Genomic DNA, 21,231 nt, shown 5'->3' on the forward strand with positions numbered 1-21,231 from the left:
CGCAGAAGGTGGTAGGGGGGATTGATCGCTACCACGTCGCTTCGGATCCCAAATGCCGAGTCCTCTGTCAATGAGGAAACGGCTTCCTAGACGGTGGTAGCCCGGTCGGGAATCAAAAATGCATGGTAGATGGGCAACTTTGGCGTACCCGGATTCAGCCAATATGTCCTGAGCGTAAACAACCCTAAAGCCAAATTCCATAGTGTGTTTTTCCTTTCACGCATAATATTAATTGAATCCCAAAAATTTTTCTGTCGAATAATTTCTGTTCATCCGTATAACGATGCGGTCGAGAAAGGGGCCGGAGAGTTTGCCGCGATAGCGGGCAATCTGGTCCGGCGAGCAGCGGCATTTGCCTTTCGACGATCCATGATGTCCACATGGACACGGATTCATCGCAGCGATGAGCTGGAACTCGGCGGGAAACTCCGCCTGCCGGGCGGCCCGGGCGATATGGACGCGCCCCGATTCGAGCGGTTCGCGCAGGGTTTCGAGCACCTTGCGGTCGAACTCGGGCAATTCGTCGAGGAACAAAATTCCCTGATGCGCCAGGCTGATTTCACCAGGCCGTGGCGGATTGCCACCACCAACCAGCGCCACGGCCGAGGCGGTGTGGTGCGGCTGACGGTAGGGGCGAACGCCAAAGCTTTCCGGCCGGAACTGGCCGACCAGCGACAGCACGGCGGCTGATGACTTGGCCGCTTCGCCCTGCAACGCCGGCATCAGGCCCGGCAGGCGGGCGGCGAGCATGGATTTGCCGGAGCCAGGCGGGCCGACCATGAGGAGCGAATGATTGCCCGCTGCGGCAATTTCCAATGCCCGCTTGGCCTGCGACTGGCCGCGAACCTCGGCGAGGTCGGCGAAAATTGGCTGATTTTCCCGGTTGACCGTGGCAATCGCCTGCGGCAGCGTCTCGCGCTCGGCGAGGTGGGCGCAGACATCGAGCAAGGAGCGGGCGGAGAGTATTTCGTTGCTGCCGATCAACGCCGCTTCGCGGGCGCTGGCTTCGGGCAGGATGAACTGCTTGCCGTGGCCAGCGGTTTGCAGGGCCATGGCCAGCGCGCCGCGAATCGGGCGCAATTCGCCGGACAGCGACAACTCGCCGGCAAATTCGTAATCGGCCAGATGCTTGCCGGGAATCTGCCCGCTGGCGGCCAGGATGCCGAGCGCGATAGGCAGGTCGAAACGTCCGGATTCTTTTGGCAGATCGGCCGGCGCCAAGTTCACTGTGATGCGTTTCGATGGAAACTCGAACCCGGAATTAACGATGGCGGCGCGAACGCGGTCACGCGCTTCCTTGACTTCGGTATCCGGCAAGCCGACGAGGGTGAAGCTGGGCAGGCCACTGGCCAGATGAGCCTCGACCGTCACCGGCGGCGCGTTCAGGCCATCCAGTCCTCGACTGTGCGCGATGGCCAGAGCCACTGGGCTACATGCCCGAGCGGGATTTTTCCAGCGCGTCGACGCGGCCTTCGAGATCCTTGAGCTTTTCGCGGGTACGGGCCAGAACTTGCGCCTGAACGTCGAATTCTTCGCGGGTCACCAGATCGAGCTTCGAGAAAAAGCCGCTCATCACCATCTTGGCGTTCTTTTCAATATCCTTGGCCGGCGAGTTGGCCAGCAGGGCGCTGATCTTGGCGCCAAATTCTTCCAGTGTCTTGGGGTCGAGCATGATGTCCTCCGTGGGGTTTTGAGTTTAACACAGCGGAATTATTGCGGTTTTGGACAGCCGCTCACCCATGGTGCGTAACGTTCTGTAACTGCACTGTAATGGTGCGACAACTTGGTGCGTGATCTCGGTTGTAGCGGGCAATCCTTTGATTTTGATCAAAAAAATGCCCTGGCACGCCTTCTGCTATTGCTGTATTGCACAAAATTCTTTTTTTACTTTAATCAATCCGTAGGAGAGAAAACATGAAGAAGTCACTCATCGCCTTGGCTCTTGTTAGCGCCTTTGCCGCTCCGGCCTTCGCCGAAGAAGCTGCTCCGGCATCTGACCATACCGTTACCGGCAACATCGCTGTCGTCAGCAACTACATTTTCCGCGGTATCAGCCAGTCCCAGAACAAGCCGGCCCTGCAAGGCGGTTTCGACTACGCGCACTCCAGCGGTTTGTATGCCGGTTTCTGGGCCTCCAACGTTGGTTGGGTGGATGCTGGTGGCTACAAGGCTAACAATAGCCTTGAAACTGACTTCTACGCTGGCTTCAAGGGCAGCTTCGCTGAAGATTTCACCTTCGATGTCGGCGCCATCAAGTACTACTACCCGGGTACCGCAGTTGCTGGCAAGGTGACGCCGGATACCATCGAAGGCTATGTCGCGATCGGCTGGAAGTTCGTGACTCTGAAGTACAGCCACACCCTGTCAGAGTACATGGTTGCATGGGGTGACCAGAACACCAGCACCCGCAACAGTAACTATCTCGACCTGTCCGCCAACTATGACCTGGGTAATGGCTGGGGTGTCAACGCCCACGTTGGCCGCCAGGAAATCCGGCGTGTTGCTGAAGCTTCGTACACCGACTGGAAGCTGGGCGTGACGAAGGATATCGGCTACGGCGTCGTTGGCTTGGCTTATTCGGATACCGATGCTCCGAGCTGCAACAAGGATGCCGTTACCTATTGTTGGGGCGGCAAGAGCGTCGCTAACCCGACCGCCATCCTGTCCTTCACCAAGACTTTCTAAGCAAGCTTAAAACCTCCCCCGCTTGTGCACCGGCCGGCGCCGGCGGGGGAATTACAAGTCTCAACTTTCTGGGGAACTAGCCATCATGAAATTCGTTACCGCCATCATCAAGCCGTTCAAGCTTGACGAAGTGCGTGAAGCGTTGTCCGCCATCGGCGTGCAAGGCATCACGGTCACTGAAGTGAAAGGTTTCGGCCGGCAGAAGGGCCATACCGAGCTGTATCGGGGCGCCGAGTATGTCGTCGATTTCCTGCCCAAGGTAAAGATCGAAGCTGCCGTCAAGGCTGAGCAGCTGGATCAGATCATCGAAGCGATCGAGAAATCGGCCAGCACCGGCAAGATTGGTGACGGCAAGATCTTCGTCTTCGATGTCGAGCAGGTTATTCGTATCCGGACCGGTGAAACCGGTACCGATGCCCTCTAAGGAGCCACAAATCATGAAACGTCTATTTGCATTGCTGGCTCTGGTCGGTGCCGTCGGTTTCGGCGCTCCGGCCTGGGCTGAAGAAAAGGCTGCGGCGCCTGAAGCTGCCGTTGCCACCGCGCCGGCCGCTGCTTCGGCTGCCGCCGCCCCTGCTGCTGCTGTTGAAGCCGCTCCGGCTGAAGCTGCCCCGGCCGCTGCCCCGCTTGTTCCCAACAAGGGCGACAACGCCTGGGTGATGGTCTGTGCCGCTCTGGTCATCCTGATGTCCATCCCCGGCCTGGCGCTGTTCTACGGCGGTCTGGTCCGCACCAAGAACATGTTGTCGGTGCTCATGCAGGTGTTTGTCACCTTCTCGCTGATCTCCGTTCTCTGGGTGATCTACGGCTACTCCGCCGCCTTCACCGAAGGTAACGAGTTCTTCGGCGTGCTCGACAAGCTCTTCCTGAAGGGTGTCACGATTGAATCGGTTGGCGCGACCTTCTCCAAGGGTGTCGTCATCTCCGAACTGGCCTTCGTGATCTTCCAGGGCGCTTTCGCTGCCATCACCTGCGGTCTGATCGTCGGTGCCTTCGCTGAGCGTGCCAAGTTCTCCGCCGTCCTGGTCTTCATGGTCATCTGGTTCACGCTGTCCTACATCCCGATGGCCCACATGGTCTGGTACTGGGCGGGTCCTGATGCCTACATCGATGCTGCTGCTGGCGAAGCTGCCGGCAAGACGGCTGGCTTCCTGTTCCAGAAGGGCGCGCTCGACTTCGCAGGCGGTACCGTTGTGCATATCAACGCCGCTGTTGCCGGTCTGGTTGGTGCCTACATGGTTGGCAAGCGTACCGGCCTGGGCAACGTCTCGATGGCTCCGCACTCCCTGACCTTCACGATGATCGGTGCTTCCCTGCTGTGGTTCGGCTGGTTCGGCTTCAACGCCGGTTCCGCCCTCGAAGCCTCCGGCGGTGCTGCTCTGGCCATGGTCAATACCTGGGTTGCTACTGCCTGTGCAGCGCTGTCCTGGATGTTCGCTGAATGGATCCTGAAGGGTAAGCCTTCCATGCTGGGTGCTGCTTCCGGTGCTGTTGCCGGTCTGGTGGCGATCACCCCGGCGGCCGGCTTCGTCGGTGTCATGGGCGCCATCATCATCGGCCTGCTGGCTGGCATCGTCTGCCTGTGGGGCGTCAATGGCCTGAAGAAGATGCTCGGTGCTGACGACTCCCTCGACGTCTTCGGCGTCCATGGTATCGGCGGCATCCTCGGCGCTGTCCTGACTGGTGTCTTCGTTGATCCGGCCCTCGGCGGCACGGGTGTCTATGACTACGTGGCCAACGCTGTTGCCCCGTTCGACATGACGACGCAAGTGATCAGCCAGCTGTGGGGTGTCGGTACCGTGGTCGTCTGGTCCGGTGTTGTTTCCCTGGTGGCTTACAAGCTGGTCGATATCGTGATCGGTCTGCGTGTGCCGGAAGAAGAAGAGCGTGAAGGTCTTGACCTCACCTCGCACGGCGAAACCGCTTACCACCACTAAGATTTATCTCTGTAGTCTCTCTCCCTTCGGGCACCTTCGGGTGCCCGTTTTTTTTTGCCGAGAAGCTTTTTATTTTTGGCTGCTTTTCCCGGTTGACCGTGGAATTCGCTATCGCTTCCGGGGGCGCAGGAAGTACGCCTGGGGCAGGTGCTTATTTGATCAGCGGCAGGAGCTGGCGGAAGTCGTCGGTGCCGGCTTGAAGCAGCCACTCGAAAAGCACCATTTCAGTCGTGACGATTTGAACGCCACCGGCCCGCATCCGCTCGATGGCGGCGCTGCGGTTCTCCGGTGTTCGTGACGACGTCGCGTCGGCGACCAGATAAACCTCGAAACCCGCAGCGAGCAGGCCGAAAGCCGTTTGCAGGACGCAAACATGCGTTTCCGTGCCGGTCAGCAGGACTTGCGGCCGCTTGGCGGCGCGCAGCAGATCGATGACGCCGGGTTCGGCGGCGCAGGAAAAATGCATTTTTTCGAAAAACCGGGCGTCGACCGCAGCATTGCGGATAGCGTCGAGGCTGGGGCCGAGACCCTTGACGTATTGCTCGGAAACGAAGGCCGGCACGCCGAGTTGCCGCGCCCCTTCGAGCAGGCGAACCGAATTGGCAGTGACTCGCTCGCGATCGTGGATGGCCGGCGCCAGCTTTTTCTGGATATCGACAACGAGCAGCAGCGAATCGGCGCGGCGAATCAGCATGGCTTATCTGAACACGACAGTCTTGTTGCCATGCACCAGCACGCGGTCTTCGAGGTGGTAGCGCAGGCCGCGGGCGAGCACGGTCTTTTCGATGTCCTTGCCGTAGCGCACCATGTCTTCCGGCGAATCGGAATGGTCGATGCGGATGACGTCCTGCTCGATGATCGGGCCGGCATCGAGCTCGGCCGTGACGAAGTGGCACGTCGCGCCGATCAGTTTGACGCCGCGCGTGTAAGCCTGATGGTAAGGCTTGGCGCCGGCGAAGCTGGGCAGGAAGCTGTGGTGGATGTTGATGATCTTGCCGGCCAGCGCCGTACATAGTTCCGGCGACAGCACCTGCATGTAGCGGGCGAGGACCATCGTGTCGCCGCGCACATCATCGAAAATGCGCTGGATCTCGGCGTAGGCGGCGGCCTTGTTGTCAGGCGTCACCGGCACGTGATGGAAGGGGATGCCGTGCCATTCGACGAAACCACGGAAGGTATCGTGGTTGGAAATGACGCACGGGATCTCGATGTCGAGCTCCTTGGCCTGCCAGCGTGCGAGCAGGTCGTAGAGGCAATGCTCCTGCTTGGAAACCATGACGACGACGCGTTTCTTCACGGCGCTGTCGTTGATCTGCCAGGTCATGTCGAGCGGCTCGGCAACCTCGGTGCGGAAGCGTTCGCGGAATTCGGCAAGCAAGAAAGGCAGTGAATTGGCCTTGATCTCGATGCGCATGAAATAGCGGCTGGTCAGCACGTCTGAATGGAAACTTGACTCGAGAATCCAGCCGCCATTGCCGGCAATGAAGCCGGAAACCCTGGCGATGATCCCGACCTGATCGGGACAGGACGCGGAGAGCGTGTAGAAACGGTCGCTATGCATGCTTGGTAACTCCGGTCGCCGGTGGGCGAATTTTGGTCAGGATTTCACTGGGTTTGCCGTGCATGACCTCGAGCAGCTCATGGCGGGCAACGCTGGTGCTCAGGCCGCGGCTTTCAAGATAGATCATCAGTTCGCAGAAACGCAGGCGCCGCGCCTCGCCCTGTTGCGAGGTATTGCGCCGGTCGTTGAAGGAGTCCATGAGGGTCGAGCCGCAGGGGCAATTGCGGAAAAAATCAACGACGACCTGACCGTCGTCGCCCAGCGACTGCTTGAGCCCCTGGGCGCCGCTGGGCATGGCATGGGTTTGTGCGACATAGTCGGCGACATCGGCAAAACTTCGGCCGCAGCACCGGCAACGTTTGGGGAAAGTGGTTTCGACCAGGGCCTCGAGACCCCGAATCAATTCCGGATCGACGTTGTTGCTCGAAGCCATGGCGGTTCAGGGGTGCTTCAGGCAGCCCGGGCGAAGGCCTTGTCGATTTCAGTGCGCAGGTCGTCGTAATTGAGGACGACCGGATATTGCGGGAATTCGCGGATGACGTTCTCTGGCGGGTGGAACAGGATGCCGCCGTGGGCTTCGCCGAGCATGGCCGTGTCGTTGTACGAATCGCCGGCAGCGACGATCTTGAAGTTCAGCTCCTTGAAGCGCTTGACCGCCTCTCGCTTCTGGTCAGGCATGCGCAGGTGGTAATCGACCAGCATGCCCGCATCGTCGTCTTCCAGCGAATGGCAGAACAGCGTCGGCCAGCCAAGCTGACGCATCAGCGGATGGGCGAATTCGTAGAAGGTGTCGGACAGGATGACGACCTGGTAATCCTCGCGCAGCTTGTCGAGAAAAGCACGAGCGCCGGCCATCGGGCCCATTTCGGCGATCACCTTCTGGATGTCCGGCAGGCCCAGCTTGTGCTCGCGCAGGATATTCAGGCGGTAGGTCATGAGCTTGTCGTAATCCGGCTCGTCGCGGGTCGTCCGCATCAGTTCGGGAATGCCCGTGCGCTTGGAGAATTCGATCCAGATTTCGGGGACAAGGACCCCTTCGAGGTCTAGGCAGACGATTTGCACGGTTTGGCTCCAGCGGCGAGTTCGGGAAAACCGCGATTTTACCCGATGCAGGCTTTGTTTTTGGGCGGTATTTCCGGTTGACCGTGGGATAGGGCGTTGTATTCCGCCGTTGAGTGGCGGCATTGCTTTCTTTTGGCCAAACAAGAAAAATACGTCCGCCAACATTGGTCAAGATCGAATATCCGGACTAGGATGAATGCGAGATTTGAGTAGTTTCCAGCCAATCCAATCAGGAGAGAAGCTCATGGGCAGCAAAGACAAAAAAAAGGAATCAAAGGGTAAGAAACCGCAACCCAAACCGGCGATCCGGTAGGACGAGAACACCAATAGGTGGGCTTGGGGCGTCGCTTGGCGCGTGTTGCGCCGTGCTGACGCTGGATTGCCTGTGCACCAGGGCCGCGGGTTTGGCTACTAATAATTTGCCGAGGTGAAATATGTCCAATGTGACTGATCTGAGCAACAACCAGAAAATTGTTGCCGACATGAAAGCGGTTGTTTCCGATGCCGAAGATATTTTTCGCGAGACTGCCAGCGTTGCTGGCGACAAGATGCTCGACGTGCGTCAGCGAATCAGCGAGCGTCTGGGGGCTGCCAAGGTGCGGGTTGCGAATGCCGAAGCCGCTGTTCTGGAAAAGAGCAAGCTTGCTGCCGCGGCGACGGATGCCTGTGTCCGGAAGAATCCGTGGCAATCGGTCGGGATCGCGGCCAGTGTTGGTCTGGTGCTCGGCATGCTGATCGGGCGTCGATAGGCCAAGGCGGCCAGACGGAAGCATTGCCGGGCGGCGATGCTTCCGGAAAACCCCGAAGGCATTCTCCGGAGAGCCAAGCATTGGTTTGGTCGGCAATCGCCACCAGCCGGAGCAGGGACGAACCGGGTCATTCCATCATCCCCGAAGGCCGGAACAATTCCCGCTCCGCTCAATCGGCCGATGGCAAGGCCTCAAGCGCCTCATGCACTTCCAGCCAGCGCATTTCGGCTTCGTCGATCTGCTCGCCGAGCAGGCCGGCCTGTTTGTGCATTTCCTCGCTTTTTACCCGGTCGACCGTGGCATAGAAGTCCGGATCGGCGAACTGCGCATCGAGCGCTGCTTTTTCCTCATTCCATTTGGCCAGTTTCCGCTCAAGCTGCTCGATCTCCTTGACCAGCGGTCGGCGTTGGGCGAGTAATGCCTGCCGGTTGGCCTTGGCATCGGCACGTTGCGCCAGCCGCTCGGTTTTTTCGGCCGCGACATCCGCTTCCGGCGCCTTCTCTGCGCTGCGCTGGGCGGCCAGCCAGGCGGCGTAGTCGTCGAGGTCGCCTTCGAATTCGGTGACCTTGCCGTCGGCCACGAGCAGCAGTTCGTCGGCGCAGGTGCGCAGCAGATGGCGGTCGTGCGAGACGAAGACGACGCCGCCTTCGAAGTCCTGCATGGCGAAGGTCAGGGCTTCGCGCATTTCGAGGTCGAGGTGGTTGGTCGGTTCGTCGAGCAGGAGCAGGTTGGGCTTGGTGCGGATCAGTAACGCCAGCGCCAGACGGGATTTCTCGCCGCCGGAGAAGGGTTCGATGGCGCGGGTGGCCATGTCGCCGCGGAAATCGAAGCCGCCGATGTAGTCGCGCAGTTCCTGTTCGGTTGCCGTCGGGTCGAGGCGGACCAGATGTTGCAGCGGTGATTCGTCCGGGCGCAGTTGTTCGAGTTGGTGCTGGGCGAAGTAGCCGATGTTCAGCGCCTTGGCTTCTTTGCGCTCGCCGCCTTGCTGGGGAATTGAATTGGCCAGCAGCTTGATCAGCGTCGATTTGCCGGCGCCGTTGCGGCCGAGCAGGCCGATGCGGCAGCCGGGGCGCAGGGTCAGCGTGACGTGGTCGATGATCTTGTGATCGGCGTAGCCGGCCGAGGCTTTTTCGATGGTGAGCAGCGGGTCGGGCAGGGCCGTCGGCTGGCGGAAGGCAAAGTGGAAGGGCGAGTCGACGTGGGCGGCGGCGACCATTTCCATGCGTTCGAGCGTCTTGATCCGGCTTTGCGCCTGGCGGGCCTTGGTGGCCTTGGCTTTGAAGCGTTCGATGAAGCTCGACAGGTGGGCGATTTCGCGTTGCTGGGCTTCGTAGGACGACTGCTGAGTGGCGAGGCGGGCGGCGCGGGCGCGTTCGTAGTCGCTGTAGCCGCCGCTGGTCAGCGTCAGGCGCTGGAGGTCGATGGCGATGATCTGGCCGACAACGGCGTCGAGGAAGTCGCGGTCGTGGGAGATCAAAAGCAGCGTGGCCGGCGTGTTTTTGAGCCAGTTTTCGAGCCAGAAGACGGCGTCGAGGTCGAGGTGATTGGTCGGTTCGTCGAGCAGCAACAGGTCGGCGCGGCAGGACAGGGCGCGGGCGAGGTTGAGGCGGACGCGCCAGCCGCCGGAGAATTCGGAAACCGAACGCTGAAAATCGGCATCGGTGAAGCCCAGCCCGTGCAGCACTTCGGCGACGCGGGCCTTGGCCGAATAGCCGCCGATGTCGGCGTAGCGGGCGTGCAGGTGGCCGATGGCGACGCCGTCGCCGCTGGCTTCCGCTTCGACCAGTTCGCGCTCGATGCGGCGCAGTTCGACGTCGCCGTCGAGGACGAAATCGATGGCCGCATCGGGCAGGGCCGGCGTTTCCTGGGCGACGCGGGCGATGTGCCAGCTGGCGGGGATTTCGACGTTGCCGGATTCGGCGTGGAGTTCGTTGGCGAGCAGCGCGAAGAGGCTGGATTTGCCGCAGCCGTTGGCGCCGACGACGCCGACTTTCCAGCCGGGGTGGAGCTGGACGGAGGCGTCGATGACGAGCGGGCGGCCGGCGCGGGCGAAGGTGACTTGGCGTAAGGCGATCATGAGGGGGCTGATTATAGCGAGGCGGGGCTGCGCAGCGGGTTTTTCAGCGTTTCGGCCGATTCCCACGGTCAACCGGAAAAAACGGCCAAAATTCGAAACATTACAAAGGCTTGCCGCGCTTTCCAGTCATTTTAGCTACGATTTGCGACAGCCTGCTAGAATCACTGAATGATCAAGCAGATCCGCACCGACCAGCTCAAGCCGGGCATGTTCATTCATGACCTCAATTGCGGCTGGCTCGATCATTCCTTCATGTCCAGCACATTCAAGGTGCGCGATCAGGCCACCGTGGACAAGATTATCGAACTGGGCATCCGCGAGCTCTACATCGATACGGTGAAGGGGGCGGATGTGCGCGAGGCCCGGCCGCAAACCGAGGTCAATGCCGACCTCGAGCGCCGCCTGCAGGAAATCGCCCAAAAGCCCGTCGAAAAGCCGGTGATCGCCGACTTGAAAAACGAGGCTGTCCGCGCCCGGCGTCTGCATGCCGAGGCCAACAAGGTCGTCCGGCAGGTGCTGGACGATATCCGTTTCGGCCAGAAAATTCAGGTAGACCGCGTCGAATCGTTGATCGACAGCATGATGGAGTCGGTATTCCGCAATCAGAATGCGTTGTTGCCACTGGCTCGCTTGAAGAAACTCGACGACTACACTTTCGAGCATTCGGTTGGCGTCAGCGCGCTGCTCATCGTTTTTGGCCGGGTCATGAAACTGCCCAAGGAAACCATCAAGGAGCTAGCCATCGGTGGCCTGCTGCACGATATCGGCAAGATTCAGATACCTGATTCCATCATCGACAAACCGGGCAAGCTGACCGATGACGAATATCTGCTGATCCAGTCGCATGTCAGCGCCGGCATAAAACTCCTGGAAAACGCCCCCGGCATCAGCGATGTCGTACTCAAGGTGGTTGGTGAGCACCATGAGCGCATCGATGGCAGCGGTTACCCGAACCGGCTGGTCGGCGCGCAGATTTCCCTCTATGGGCAGATGGCGGCCATCGTCGATGTGTACGACGCGATCACTTCGGAAAAGGTCTATAACCACGGCATGCCTGCGACGCAGGCACTCAAGAAACTCCTCGAGTGGAGCAAACACCACTTCGATCCGCAACTGGTGCAGGCATTCATCCGCGCCGTCGGCATTTATCCGACCGGTTCGCTGGTCCGGCTGGAAAGCAACCGCATGGGCGTTGTCATCGAGCAGAATGATGGCAAGCTGCTCGAACCCGTGGTTCGCGTTTTTTACCACGCCGGCCAGCAGCACTATGTTCCACCCGAGATCGTCGATCTCGCCAAGATGCAGGATCGCGTCGCCAGTATTGAGAGTTACGAAAAATGGAAAATCGATCCCTATCAGTGGTTGCCGGCCTGATCGTCCTGCTTGCCCTGCCGTTCGCCGCGCTCGCCGCCGAGGGCGAGGTGAGCGCCGATCAGCAGGCTGCCTGGCAGATGCGCCTCGACAAGGCCGCGGCGCTGCAGGCCGAGAGCAAGGCGCGCCAGGACGAAGCTGACGAATTGCTGGCCAACAGAAATGCCGAATGCGCGACCAAATTCCTGATCAACGACTGCCGCAACGCCGCCGCCAGGGAACACCTGAAAACAACGCGCGAGGCACGCCGTCTGGGGATTGACGGCAGGGCCATCGAGCGCGAAGTGAAGCGCGAGCAGTTGAGCGACCGGAACAGGGTGCAGGCCGAAGAGGCACCGCATCGCGCTGCCGACCTCGAATTGCGTCAGGCTGAGTCGATGAATGCCCGCCAGGCAGCCGAGGACAAGATGGTAGCCACCCGCGCCGCCAAAGCCGCCAAGGCGGCCGAAGGCGAAAAGCGCAAGATCGCCGAGGCGGAAAAACAGCGCAAGAAACAGGCTGATCACGACGCCCGCGTTGCCCAAAAAAAGCGTGAAGCCGAACAGCGTGCCACTCAGGCCGCCGAGAAAAAATAAGCGAAACTGCCGGCATGATCCGCAAGATAACCATCGACCAGTTGCAGCCCGGCATGTATGTCGTGGACCTGCACAAGCGCTGGTTCGACCATTCCCTGTGGCAATCGAAATTCAAGGTGCGCGACGACGCGCATATCTGGAAGATCAGGGAAGAAGGCATCAGCGAAATCAGCATCGATACCGACAAGGGTGCCGACCTGCCGCCGACGCCGATTGCGCGCATCAACCAGATCGAACAGAAGCTCAAGTCGCTGGCCGAAATACGCGCCGCCAAGCCGCCGACGGTGTCGCTCGGCGAGGAACGGCGCCGGGCCGGCCGGCTGCTGAATGAAGCCAGCAATACGGTGAGCGGGCTGATGCTCGCCGCCAAGGCCGGCAGCAACGTCGATGCCGCTCAACTCGAACCGGTCGTCAGCAAGATGATCGCCTCGGTCATCCGCAATCCCGATGCCCTCGTGCCGCTGGCCCGCCTCAAGCGGCTCGATGCCTATGCCACCGAACACGCCGTGGCGACGGCTGCACTGATCATCGCCTTCGGCCGCCACCAAGGCCTGCCCGAGCCGGAAATCGAAAAACTGGCACTCGGCACCATGGTCAAGGACATCGGCCACGCCTCGCTCGATGCACGGCTGACGGCCAAGCAGGGCGTGCTCTCCAAGGCCGAATACTCCATCGTCCAGAGCCATGTCGAGGAAGGGCTGGCGGTCCTCGATGCCACCTCGCGGCTGTCCGAAACCTCGGTCGCCGTCGTCCTCGAACACCATGAGCGTTACAACGGCTGCGGCTACCCGTACCGCATGGCCGGTGACGAAATTTCCCTGGCCGGCCGCATGGCTGCCATCGTCGACACCTACGATGCGATGACCTCGGACCGCCCCTACCGGGCCGCCATGTCGCCGTCGCACACACTGCGCCAGCTCTACGACGAGGCCGGCTTCCAATACGATCCGACGCTCGTTGCCGCCTTCGTCAAGACGGTCGGCATCTACCCGGTCGGCACGCTGGTCCTGCTCGAAAGCGGGCATCTTGCCGTCGTCGAGCAGCTCCACGCCGAGAACATGCTGACCCCCGTCGTCCGCGTCATTTACCACACCGGCCGGCAGCAATACGTCACCACGCCGGTCGATGTCGACCTCTCGCGCAAGATCGGCAACCACTACGGCCAGATCGTCCGGGCCGAAAACTTTGAACGCTGGGGCATCAGCCCCTTGCGCTGGCAACCTGCCTGATCAATTTCTTTATCGGCGCCGGCACGCCGGCATCGGCGGCACGTTCGATTTCCACCCATTCCAGCCCCGGCTCGGTCGCCTGAAACCGGGCGTCGATCCGGCACAGCACCGGCTCCAGCGTCAGCCGGAAATGCGTGAAGACATGTTTGAACGGTGGCAACTTCGTCATCTCGCCGAGCGTCATCCCGAAGCGCGCCGCGACCGTCTCCGGTTCGCCCTCCGGCGGTACCAGCAAGCCGCCCCACAAGCCCGACGGCGGGCGTCGTTCGAGCAGCAGGCGCTGGCCATCGGTGAGCAACACGAAGGTTGAGGTGCGTTCCGGCACGGCCGCCCGCGGCTTGGCTTCCGGCAATTCACCCTGGCGGCCATCACGTTTGGCGACGCAGCCGTCCGCTACCGGGCAGTCGCCGCAGCGCGGCCGGCTGCGTGTGCACAGCGTGGCGCCAAGGTCCATCAGCCCCTGCGTGTAAACCTCGATGTCGTTCTCCGGCAGCAGGCTCTCGGCCAGCAGCCAAAGACGGTCATGCACGGCCTTGGCGCCGGGGAAGCCCGCGATGCCGAACTGCCGGCACAGCACGCGCTTGACGTTGCCGTCGAGAATCGCCGCCCGGCGGCCGAAGGCGAAGGCGGCAATGGCTGCCGCGGTCGACCGGCCGATGCCCGGCAGTTCCTCAAGTTGCGCTTCGGTTTCAGGAAATTTTCCGGCGTGGACCGTGGCAATCTGCTGCGCGCAGCGGTGCAGGTTGCGTGCCCGGGCGTAATAGCCCAGCCCGGCCCAGTGCTCGATGACCAGCTCGATGGGCGCCGCGGCGAGCGCCAGCACATCGGGAAAACTGGCCAGAAAGCGCGCGTAGTAGGGGATCACCGTGCTGACCTGGGTCTGCTGCAGCATGATCTCGGAAAGCCAGATGCGGTAGGGGTCTTGCGTCTTCTGCCAGGGCAGGTCATGGCGGCCGGCGGTTTTCTGCCAGGCGATCAGGTGTGCGGTAAAACGGTTTTGGGCGGCCAAATTCTGCCTCGACGCGGGCTGCGGGAGCACGGATAATACGGCCTCTTTTTCTTCCGGCATATCCGTCAGCTCCGATGACCCAACCGCAAAACGACAGCCGCGCCCTGCGCAACGCCCTGGGGCGCTATGCCACCGGCGTCACCATCGTCACGGCCATCGACCCGGACGGCCATCCCATCGGCCTGACCGTCAATTCCTTCGCTGCGGTGTCGCTCGATCCGGCGCTCGTCCTCTGGTGCCTGGACAACAAGTCGCACAATCTCGAAGCCTTTCGCAAGGCCACGCACCACGCCATCAACGTGCTGGCTGCCGACCAACAGGATCTGTCGAATCGTTTCGCCACCTGGCCGGCCGACCGCTTTGCCGGCCTGCCGTGGCACGCCGGCGCCGGTGGTGCCCCGCTTTTTCCGGGATGCTGTGCGACTTTCGAAATGGCCAAGGTCACCGAACATGCTGCCGGCGACCACACCATTTTCGTCGGCAGCGTCGAACGCTTCAGTGAAACGCCGGACCTCGCGCCGCTACTGTTCCACGCCGGCCGCTATCGGGAATTGTCCGAACTCGCCTGAGTTCCCGCCTCAATTTGCCGCCGGCAGAACGATCTCGACGAGCAAACCGGCGCTGCCGTCCGGTTTCATTTTTGCGGCAATTTTCCCGTTGACCGTGGAAATCACCTGCCGGGCAATCGCCAACCCCAAACCATAGCCGTCGCCCGTCGCCAGATTCCGCCCGCGATAAAACGGCGTGAATATCGCCTCCAGTTCGGCTTCCGGCACGCCGACGCCCTGATCGGCGATGTGCAGGCGGATCATGCCGTCAGCTTCCTGATTCGCCCCGATCTGCAGGCTTGTTCCGGCCGGCGAAAAGCGCAGCCCGTTGCGCACTACGTTCTCGATGGCCCGGTGCAGCAACTCCGGGTTGGCCTGGACGAAAAGCCCCGGCGACGCCGCGAAATCGATGCCGACCTGCTCGGCTGCTCCCTCGAAGCGCGCATCCTCGACGATCTCGGCCAGCAGCTCACCCAGATCGACCTTTTCCAGCGGACCTGAAACGCCCGCCTCGAGCCGGGAAAGGGTGAGCAACTCGCCGATCAGCCCGTTCATGCGTTCGCCCTCGCGTTCGATGCGCGCCAGCGAATCTTCAAGCCGCCCCGGCTGCTGCCGGGCCAGGCCAATCGCCGCCTGCAGACGGGCCAGCGGCGAGCGCATTTCGTGCGAAACATCGTGCAGCAGGCGTTTCTGAGCCGCCATCAGGGCTTGCAGGCGCTCAGTCATGCGGTCGAAATCCTGGCCCAGATCGGCCAGTTCATCGCGCCGGCCACCCATGGCGCTGCCCACGCGGGTATCGAGATTGCCCTCGGCCGCCGTGGCAAAGGCGTTGCGCAGATGGCGAATCGGCTTGGCGAAATACCACGCCACGCCGGCCGCGCAGAGCAGGCTGGCGATCAGGCCGGCGATCAAAGGAAAAATCGGCAGCGGTCCGCCCGGTCGATTGCCGTCGGGTGGTGGCGGGTGGCGAGGCCGTCCGCTCCCGTCAAATTCCGGCGGCGGTGGTCGGTGCTCGTCAAGCTGCGGTGGCGGCGGGGGCGGCCAATCACCCCGCATGGACGACTGTTGGTGCTCAAACCAGAAAAAGGCGCCGGTGCCAACGATGGCCGCCACCTGGCCGAGCCAGATGAAGAGAAATAGTTTCCAGAACAGGCGCCCCATCTCAGAACCGGATCAACTGGTAACCCTGCCGATAAACCGTCTGGATACACGAGCGCCCATCGGCCAGCGTACCCAGCTTGTGGCGAATGCTCGACAGATGGACGTCGATGCTCCGGTCAAAACGGACCAGCGCCCGGCCCAGCGCCTGTTCTGACAGATCGCTCTTGCTAACTGGCCGCCCGGCGTTGCGGGCCAGCACTTCAAGCAGATTGAATTCTGTGCTGGTCAGGTCGACAGCGACGCCGGCCCATTCGGCCAGTCGCTGTTCCGGCCGAATGCACAGGTCGCCGATCACCATCGGGGCGCTGCTCGGCTCGGCCGAGGGCGCCGAGCGGCGCAGGATGGCGCGCAGGCGGGCGGCCAGTTCACGTGGCTGGCAGGGCTTGGGGACGTAATCGTCAGCCCCCAGCTCAAGGCCGACGATGCGATCCATGTCGTCACCCTTGGCCGTCAGCATGAGCACCGGCATCGCGCTGACCGCCCGGATCCGGCGCAAGACCTCGACGCCGGAAAGGCCCGGCATCATCACATCAAGCACGGCAATGGCGTACTGCCCCGAGAGCGCCGCCTCGGCGCCGCTCAGGCCGTCGTGCAGCGTGGTCACCACAAAGCCGTCCTGAGCCAGATAGTCGCCCAGCATCTCGGCCAGTTCCACGTCGTCATCCACCAGCAAAACTGCCGCCATCGGTTTTTCATCCACAAAATTATCCAGTTGAATCATAGCCAAGGCCGGCGGCTGCGAGCGCTTGATTTACAGAGATTTACCTCATTCCCGATTGCTCTGGTCGGGTAACGATCGGCAAATATTGCCGGCAAGCGGTTTTTGCCGCTAATTGCCAAAAAATTCCAGTTATTGCCGGTTTTCTTTCAGTAAAACTCCACGAATGCAGTTTTTCTTAACATTCTTTTACCCGGATTAACCCAAAGCGCCGTCAAAACACCCCAGTTCGGGCCGATAAATTGCACAAGGAAAGCTACTTGGCCAAAGGCCAGGCATCTCGTCAATTTCATCCAAGGAGCGAATCATGTTGAGCGGAATCAACCAGGCATCTCAAATGGCAAGCATGCTGTTCTCAAAGCTGGACACCAAGAGCCAGGGCTATCTCGAAAAAAGCGATCTGGCCGCAGCCTTCAGCCAGATCACCAGCAACGCCAGTCAAAGCACCAGCAGCACGAGTGCCGAAGACGTCTTCACGGCGCTCGATAGCAACAGCGACGGCAAGGTCACCAAAGACGAATTCGCCACCGTTCTCGCCAAGCTGCAGGAATCAGTCAGCAGCCAGTTCGGCGGCCCGATGCAAGGCCCCGGCGGCATGCCACCCCCGCCCCCGGCCGACGACGCCGGCTTCACCAAGGAAGAACTGACCAGCCAGCTCGAATCGGTCGACAGCAGCGATACGAAACGGTCCGAGCTGATCAACAAGATCGTCGAGAATTTTGAAGCGGCGGACACCGATAGCGACGGCAAGGTCAGCTTCAAGGAAGCCATGGCCTACGACAAATCAACCGAGTCGACCTCCGCCTCCGATACCGGCACAGCCACCGCGACGACCACGGCAAACAACAGCGATGCCGAGGTGATGATGAAAATCATGCAACTGATGCACGCCTACGGCACCGGCCAGGATCAGGAAAACAGCGGGATTGCCACGCTACTCTCAGTGACCGCCTAAGCAACCCGGCCGACCCCGCACAGGAACATTGAACCGGCCGCCTTCTGCGCTTAGAATGGCGGCCTGCCGTCCTGAGCGGGCGTCGTATAATGGTAATACCCTAGCTTCCCAAGCTAGAGCCGTGGGTTCGATTCCCATCGCCCGCTCCACATCGAATTCAGACAGGTTTCTGATCTGCAAGTAAAAAAGCCAACCTTCGCGGGTTGGCTTTTTTGTTGTCTGGTCGATATCTGGTTAGAGCTAGGTAGAGTAAACGCCAAGTGTATCCAATGGCGTCTAGGCGTCCGTTGATCGGCCTGAGCTGTCGTTGGCCCGAGGCTCTGCATCCGGCAGCAATACGCCGTTAACCCGTCGTTCCGCCATGAGATGTTGCCTGATCCAGGGCTGGAACTTGCGTCAGGCTATCCGGAGATGCCGGTGGCAGACAAGAGCCTCTGTTCTCCTCGCTGGATCATTTCATCGATCGACACGGGTGAATTTGCTTGTCGCTGTTTGCGGCTTTTGTCATTGAGATCAGCCAAGAGCTTGATCAAGGACTTCGCTATCTGTTCAGCTTGGGCACGGCTCCACCATGGTACGAACGCATCAACCAGCAGCGCCTCGGAAAGCTCGTCGGCCGAAACATGGAATAGCAGCCCGGCCAAGGTGCGCAGCCCCTTATCGAAACTAGCGAAGAGTAGGCGGATCTGGCTGTCGTTCGCTTCGTTCACCTTCCTGATCATCTCGCTCAAGTGCGTCAAGTCCCAGGCCGTGTTTCGCACGCCGTCGACAGCTCGTAGCCGGTTGGAGGAGAAAAGTTGCTTAAAGAGGCGCTTACGGGGCGGAGAATTTGGGGCGAAGTAGATGCTGGCAAGCAAAGCCGCAGGCCCTGCGATTATGAAGTCGTCTCGCATCCAAGACAGCAACGCCAGCATCCGATCCAAGTTGGGTCGGCCGGATAATTCGAGTTCGGCAATCTTTAAGGCAGCGATGTAGTTGCGCCGCCAGCGGCGCAATGGGAAAGCCAGGTCGTGGGCCTCTGGTGGATGTTGAGGTTCCATCGGGTCCAGCGCATTCAGATCGCCAAAGGCCAGATTCAGCCACGGGTAGGGATCGGCATTGTCGGCGTCCCGAAATCGGGCTAGCTCTAGGTTTGCCGCATCATTGCCTTGTAGTTGGGCGAGCTCATGGAAGGCAATGGAGGGCTCTATCTGAATGTCGAGGAAATGGCAGAAGGCCTTGATCGCGGCGATCTTCCGAAGCGTTTCATCCATCGGTGCGCCGGCCACGATCTTGGCCATTCGGGAAGCGATATTCCGATCCGGTAGAAGTATGGTCTGGATATTTTCGAACTGTGCCTCGAAGATGAACGCATCGGGGTGGCAGAGTCCCACAGGAGGAGGTTGGTAGCCAGGGACAAACACGCCTTCGGCCTCCAACATTTCACCGAGGGCACGAAGCTCCATGTAAGGGAAGTCGGGCGGGAGGATGACAGTTCGCTTGATGCGTTCGGGGTCGTCATCGTCGGGCCCGAAACTCAGAGCGACGCGTTCGGGACTTTGGGGGCGGCGAGATTGGCTCATCCCTAAGTTAGGCTCGAACCGTCGAATTGAGCCTGCATTGCGGGGCCATCTCATAGGCCGTTTGTGGGTGCAAAAAGTCCGGCATGGCATGAGGCTGAAAGTAGAAAACGTGGGATACCACTTTCTGCCGGAACGCAGCATCTAGCGCGGCTGAAAAGCTCGCCACGTTTGCGGTGACCTGTTCCTTCCGTAGCAACCCGCGCCAGTGCGGCCGGTTATCGTGGGGCGATTCCCAGTTCAGCAGTCGGACCAAGGCAGTATGGGCGAACTGCATTCCGTCGCCTCCTGCGACGAAGTGCATGTGGACGTGGGAGTCGGTGTGCTCCTCCTTGTCCTCCAAGTCCCATGTGGTAAACAGCGACTGGACATCGCCATCAAGGTCTGTGCGATAGGCTCCCTCGCGGTCGGTGAAGCTCACATCGTCAATGGTCATTGCCCACTGCTCAGAGTAGCCCTCGTCGGACTTCTCGATCCCGAGCAGCTTGTCCTTGCGAAAGCGTAAATGTATCCCCGCGCCGGCGCCGATCTTGTAAGCGACGTCGCCGGCCAGGGCGCCGAGCAGGTTCTCCTGCATCGCAGTATTCAGCGTGATGTTGAAGTTCTTGGCAGCCTTCTTCATGTGCCGCACCTCGAAAAGCATCCATACGCTGTGGAACTTCCACGCGATTAGTAGAGGCATGCCCACTAGGTCGGCGTAGTTCTGCAGGCGTTCCAGGTAGTCGGGCCTAAACGACAGACGAGGCTCGTTCTTTGATTTCACCTCGATCAACATGGGGGACTTACTGGTCTGGGTCGAGAACTTGGCCAGCAGGTCAGGCACCTGAAACTTCTGCTTGGAGGCTATGGGCACCTGGTGCTGGTCGAGTTTATGCAGGAGCTGGCACTTTCCGAGCCAAGCGCAAACGACCGAGAACTCGTCCTCGACCGGCAGGCCGATGTCGAGGCGGCGAACCTGCTCAGCTACTGCGGCGGCATCTGCGTCATACCCCAGCTCAGCCAAGACGTCTTGGATTAGCCGCGGCAGGTCGGGTGGTGTGCCCCGCTTCTTGGGCTCAATTTCCATGGTGCTTCCTCCAACGACAAAACCAAGGAGCATATCCCCCAATTCGGAAGGCATCAAAAGATGCGATCCGCCGGATAGGGTCAGGTCCGGCTGCAACTCGAAGTGAAAACCCGATATTGACTTCGGCCAACGACTGAACGGCAGTTGAATGGTGCAGTACAGCCGGACAAAACGTTGGATGCCAACGACCGCTAAGGCCGATTTCCAGCACTCGTCTAAAACGTGGATTGGAGATGAAAATTCCAGGTGGTGCCAACGACGCCGCGATATGGTTTAGATATCTATTACACCGCCGCCTGTTTTCGGCCTGCCAGGGTCGGCTACCCGCAATGATGTGACGGCTAGCAATCTGGCCATGGACATTTCAATTTTGGCCGTTTTTTCCGGTTGACCGTGGAAACGTGCCGGCTACACGGGGATGCCAATTAAAAGAAATCAGACAATGGTTTAGATCGAGAAAACCAGCCGGATTCGCGGTAATAATGGATGCGCAGGAACCTGCCACTTCCGGGTGGCGTTTTCTCTTCATATAAAAAGGAGACATCATGATTTTTGAAGGTGGTTGTTACTGCGGCGAGGTGCGTTATCGGGTCGAAGGCGAGCCGGTTCTGGAGGGGCAGTGTCACTGTCGCCAGTGTCAATACATCACGGGGGGCGAGCCGAATACGTTCATTGCTGTCCCGTCGAGCGGCTTTGCTTACACCAAGGGCAATCCGGCCTCATTTACGCGCAGCGATGTGCCCAATGCGGTGACGCGCCGGTTTTGCCCGAATTGTGGCACGGCGATTGGCACGGAGATCCCGGGTGGGCTGATGGCGGTGAAGGTTGGCACGATGGATGAGCCGGCCCGTTTTGTGCCCAAGGTTGCGATTTTTACGGTGGACAAGCAAGCGTTCCACATGATTCCGGAGGGCCTTCCCAGCTTCGAGAGAATGCCAGGCTGAGTTTTTGTTTCGGACATTCACCCCC

General features: G+C 60.5%; 22 protein-coding genes and 1 tRNA gene. 11 read left to right on the plus strand and 12 right to left on the minus strand.

Annotated features, from left to right (window positions below; genetic code table 11):
• Positions 1-228 precede the first annotated feature (228 nt).
• Positions 229-1,425, minus strand: coding sequence for a YifB family Mg chelatase-like AAA ATPase (locus tag WBK19_RS20585; protein ID WP_511292937.1), 1,197 nt, complete (start codon positions 1,423-1,425; stop codon positions 229-231).
• Positions 1,426-1,429: 4 nt separating this feature from the next.
• Positions 1,430-1,672: an accessory factor UbiK family protein gene (locus WBK19_RS20590; protein ID WP_511292938.1), complete on the minus strand. Its 243-nt coding sequence runs from the start codon at positions 1,670-1,672 to the stop codon at positions 1,430-1,432.
• A gap of 242 nt (positions 1,673-1,914) precedes the next feature.
• Between WBK19_RS20590 and WBK19_RS20595 the strand changes: the two genes are divergently transcribed.
• The 3 genes from WBK19_RS20595 to WBK19_RS20605 all read left to right on the plus strand — a co-directional run bounded on the left by WBK19_RS20595 (position 1,915) and on the right by WBK19_RS20605 (position 4,622).
• Positions 1,915-2,685, plus strand: a complete 771-nt coding sequence (locus WBK19_RS20595; RefSeq protein WP_511292939.1) for a TorF family putative porin — start codon at positions 1,915-1,917, stop codon at positions 2,683-2,685.
• 85 nt (positions 2,686-2,770) lie between these two features.
• Positions 2,771-3,109: a P-II family nitrogen regulator gene (glnK, locus tag WBK19_RS20600; RefSeq protein ID WP_226403271.1), complete on the plus strand. Its 339-nt coding sequence runs from the start codon at positions 2,771-2,773 to the stop codon at positions 3,107-3,109.
• Between the two features lie 13 nt (positions 3,110-3,122).
• The gene (locus tag WBK19_RS20605; protein WP_511292940.1) at positions 3,123-4,622 is read left to right on the plus strand and encodes an ammonium transporter; all 1,500 of its coding nucleotides are present in this window, start codon (positions 3,123-3,125) and stop codon (positions 4,620-4,622) included.
• A 151-nt stretch (positions 4,623-4,773) separates the two neighbouring features.
• Here WBK19_RS20605 and WBK19_RS20610 read toward each other — a convergent pair whose 3' ends face one another.
• Genes WBK19_RS20610 through thrH form a run of 4 tightly spaced genes read right to left on the minus strand, consistent with a single transcriptional unit; the run spans position 4,774 to position 7,245 of the window.
• Entirely contained in the window at positions 4,774-5,316 is a 543-nt protein-coding gene (locus WBK19_RS20610; protein ID WP_511292941.1) for a hydrolase, read from the minus strand.
• A 3-nt stretch (positions 5,317-5,319) separates the two neighbouring features.
• Positions 5,320-6,183 carry a formyltetrahydrofolate deformylase gene (gene purU, locus WBK19_RS20615; RefSeq protein WP_511292942.1) on the minus strand — a complete coding sequence of 288 codons (864 nt, stop codon included), beginning with the start codon at positions 6,181-6,183 and terminating at the stop codon, positions 5,320-5,322.
• Complete coding sequence (locus tag WBK19_RS20620) at positions 6,176-6,616, minus strand: oxidoreductase (protein ID WP_511292943.1); 441 nt, start codon at positions 6,614-6,616, stop codon at positions 6,176-6,178. The genes purU and WBK19_RS20620 overlap by 8 nt, the downstream gene beginning before the upstream one ends.
• Positions 6,617-6,633: 17 nt before the next feature.
• Positions 6,634-7,245 carry a bifunctional phosphoserine phosphatase/homoserine phosphotransferase ThrH gene (thrH, locus tag WBK19_RS20625; RefSeq protein ID WP_494646358.1) on the minus strand — a complete coding sequence of 204 codons (612 nt, stop codon included), beginning with the start codon at positions 7,243-7,245 and terminating at the stop codon, positions 6,634-6,636.
• 434 nt (positions 7,246-7,679) lie between these two features.
• On the opposite strand from thrH, the gene WBK19_RS20630 reads away from it, so the two are divergent.
• The gene (locus tag WBK19_RS20630; RefSeq protein WP_511292944.1) at positions 7,680-7,994 is read left to right on the plus strand and encodes an ElaB/YgaM/YqjD family protein; all 315 of its coding nucleotides are present in this window, start codon (positions 7,680-7,682) and stop codon (positions 7,992-7,994) included.
• Between the two features lie 169 nt (positions 7,995-8,163).
• Here WBK19_RS20630 and WBK19_RS20635 read toward each other — a convergent pair whose 3' ends face one another.
• Positions 8,164-10,071 carry an ATP-binding cassette domain-containing protein gene (locus WBK19_RS20635; RefSeq protein ID WP_511292945.1) on the minus strand — a complete coding sequence of 636 codons (1,908 nt, stop codon included), beginning with the start codon at positions 10,069-10,071 and terminating at the stop codon, positions 8,164-8,166.
• A 168-nt stretch (positions 10,072-10,239) separates the two neighbouring features.
• Between WBK19_RS20635 and WBK19_RS20640 the strand changes: the two genes are divergently transcribed.
• From WBK19_RS20640 to WBK19_RS20650, 3 genes are read left to right on the plus strand one after another with little or no spacing between them, the layout of a single operon-like run.
• Positions 10,240-11,445 carry an HD-GYP domain-containing protein gene (locus WBK19_RS20640; RefSeq protein ID WP_511292946.1) on the plus strand — a complete coding sequence of 402 codons (1,206 nt, stop codon included), beginning with the start codon at positions 10,240-10,242 and terminating at the stop codon, positions 11,443-11,445.
• A complete protein-coding gene (locus WBK19_RS20645; protein WP_511292947.1) occupies positions 11,409-12,017 on the plus strand; it encodes a hypothetical protein in 609 nt (202 codons plus the stop codon). The genes WBK19_RS20640 and WBK19_RS20645 overlap by 37 nt, the downstream gene beginning before the upstream one ends.
• Positions 12,018-12,031: 14 nt before the next feature.
• Positions 12,032-13,246 (plus strand): HD-GYP domain-containing protein, encoded by a 1,215-nt coding sequence (locus WBK19_RS20650; RefSeq protein WP_511292948.1) that lies wholly within the window; start codon positions 12,032-12,034, stop codon positions 13,244-13,246.
• On the opposite strand, the gene mutY is transcribed toward WBK19_RS20650, so the two are convergent.
• Complete coding sequence (gene mutY / locus WBK19_RS20655) at positions 13,218-14,255, minus strand: A/G-specific adenine glycosylase (RefSeq protein WP_511292949.1); 1,038 nt, start codon at positions 14,253-14,255, stop codon at positions 13,218-13,220. The two genes, WBK19_RS20650 and mutY, sit on opposite strands and share 29 nt — an antisense overlap.
• Positions 14,256-14,329: 74 nt before the next feature.
• Between mutY and WBK19_RS20660 the strand changes: the two genes are divergently transcribed.
• Complete coding sequence (locus WBK19_RS20660) at positions 14,330-14,824, plus strand: flavin reductase family protein (RefSeq protein WP_494646351.1); 495 nt, start codon at positions 14,330-14,332, stop codon at positions 14,822-14,824.
• A gap of 9 nt (positions 14,825-14,833) precedes the next feature.
• Here WBK19_RS20660 and WBK19_RS20665 read toward each other — a convergent pair whose 3' ends face one another.
• Together WBK19_RS20665 and WBK19_RS20670 are read right to left on the minus strand one after the other, a co-directional pair.
• The gene (locus WBK19_RS20665) at positions 14,834-15,964 is read right to left on the minus strand and encodes an ATP-binding protein (RefSeq protein WP_511292950.1); all 1,131 of its coding nucleotides are present in this window, start codon (positions 15,962-15,964) and stop codon (positions 14,834-14,836) included.
• 1 nt (position 15,965) lies between these two features.
• The gene (locus WBK19_RS20670) at positions 15,966-16,664 is read right to left on the minus strand and encodes a response regulator transcription factor (protein ID WP_511292951.1); all 699 of its coding nucleotides are present in this window, start codon (positions 16,662-16,664) and stop codon (positions 15,966-15,968) included.
• 325 nt (positions 16,665-16,989) lie between these two features.
• On the opposite strand from WBK19_RS20670, the gene WBK19_RS20675 reads away from it, so the two are divergent.
• Both WBK19_RS20675 and WBK19_RS20680 read left to right on the plus strand, forming a co-directional pair.
• On the plus strand, positions 16,990-17,637 hold the full coding sequence (locus WBK19_RS20675) for an EF-hand domain-containing protein (protein ID WP_511292952.1): 648 nt from the start codon (positions 16,990-16,992) through the stop codon (positions 17,635-17,637).
• A gap of 75 nt (positions 17,638-17,712) precedes the next feature.
• Positions 17,713-17,786: transfer RNA gene (locus WBK19_RS20680), tRNA-Gly, on the plus strand.
• Between the two features lie 252 nt (positions 17,787-18,038).
• Here WBK19_RS20680 and WBK19_RS20685 read toward each other — a convergent pair.
• Complete coding sequence (locus WBK19_RS20685) at positions 18,039-19,199, minus strand: hypothetical protein (protein WP_511292953.1); 1,161 nt, start codon at positions 19,197-19,199, stop codon at positions 18,039-18,041.
• A 7-nt stretch (positions 19,200-19,206) separates the two neighbouring features.
• The gene (locus tag WBK19_RS20690) at positions 19,207-20,262 is read right to left on the minus strand and encodes a hypothetical protein (RefSeq protein ID WP_511292954.1); all 1,056 of its coding nucleotides are present in this window, start codon (positions 20,260-20,262) and stop codon (positions 19,207-19,209) included.
• A 545-nt stretch (positions 20,263-20,807) separates the two neighbouring features.
• Between WBK19_RS20690 and WBK19_RS20695 the strand changes: the two genes are divergently transcribed.
• Entirely contained in the window at positions 20,808-21,206 is a 399-nt protein-coding gene (locus WBK19_RS20695) for a GFA family protein (protein ID WP_226496770.1), read from the plus strand.
• The last annotated feature ends 25 nt before the right edge of the window (positions 21,207-21,231 follow it).

The sequence above is a fragment of the Azonexus sp. genome (assembly GCF_049652925.1).
Taxonomy (GTDB): Bacteria; Pseudomonadota; Gammaproteobacteria; order Burkholderiales; family Rhodocyclaceae; genus Azonexus.

Coding starts and splice junctions, on each gene's coding strand:
- glnK (WP_226403271.1), top strand. CDS start 2,771: ATGAAATTCGTTACCGCCATCATCAAGCCGTTCAAGCTTGACGAAGTG.
- WBK19_RS20635 (WP_511292945.1), bottom strand. CDS start 10,071: ATGATCGCCTTACGCCAAGTCACCTTCGCCCGCGCCGGCCGCCCGCTC.
- WBK19_RS20665 (WP_511292950.1), bottom strand. CDS start 15,964: ATGGGGCGCCTGTTCTGGAAACTATTTCTCTTCATCTGGCTCGGCCAG.
- WBK19_RS20595 (WP_511292939.1), top strand. CDS start 1,915: ATGAAGAAGTCACTCATCGCCTTGGCTCTTGTTAGCGCCTTTGCCGCT.
- WBK19_RS20630 (WP_511292944.1), top strand. CDS start 7,680: ATGTCCAATGTGACTGATCTGAGCAACAACCAGAAAATTGTTGCCGAC.
- WBK19_RS20685 (WP_511292953.1), bottom strand. CDS start 19,199: ATGAGCCAATCTCGCCGCCCCCAAAGTCCCGAACGCGTCGCTCTGAGT.
- WBK19_RS20610 (WP_511292941.1), bottom strand. CDS start 5,316: ATGCTGATTCGCCGCGCCGATTCGCTGCTGCTCGTTGTCGATATCCAG.
- WBK19_RS20640 (WP_511292946.1), top strand. CDS start 10,240: ATGATCAAGCAGATCCGCACCGACCAGCTCAAGCCGGGCATGTTCATT.
- WBK19_RS20590 (WP_511292938.1), bottom strand. CDS start 1,672: ATGCTCGACCCCAAGACACTGGAAGAATTTGGCGCCAAGATCAGCGCC.
- WBK19_RS20660 (WP_494646351.1), top strand. CDS start 14,330: ATGACCCAACCGCAAAACGACAGCCGCGCCCTGCGCAACGCCCTGGGG.
- WBK19_RS20690 (WP_511292954.1), bottom strand. CDS start 20,262: ATGGAAATTGAGCCCAAGAAGCGGGGCACACCACCCGACCTGCCGCGG.
- WBK19_RS20695 (WP_226496770.1), top strand. CDS start 20,808: ATGATTTTTGAAGGTGGTTGTTACTGCGGCGAGGTGCGTTATCGGGTC.
- WBK19_RS20620 (WP_511292943.1), bottom strand. CDS start 6,616: ATGGCTTCGAGCAACAACGTCGATCCGGAATTGATTCGGGGTCTCGAG.
- WBK19_RS20650 (WP_511292948.1), top strand. CDS start 12,032: ATGATCCGCAAGATAACCATCGACCAGTTGCAGCCCGGCATGTATGTC.
- WBK19_RS20605 (WP_511292940.1), top strand. CDS start 3,123: ATGAAACGTCTATTTGCATTGCTGGCTCTGGTCGGTGCCGTCGGTTTC.
- WBK19_RS20675 (WP_511292952.1), top strand. CDS start 16,990: ATGTTGAGCGGAATCAACCAGGCATCTCAAATGGCAAGCATGCTGTTC.
- WBK19_RS20645 (WP_511292947.1), top strand. CDS start 11,409: ATGGAAAATCGATCCCTATCAGTGGTTGCCGGCCTGATCGTCCTGCTT.
- purU (WP_511292942.1), bottom strand. CDS start 6,183: ATGCATAGCGACCGTTTCTACACGCTCTCCGCGTCCTGTCCCGATCAG.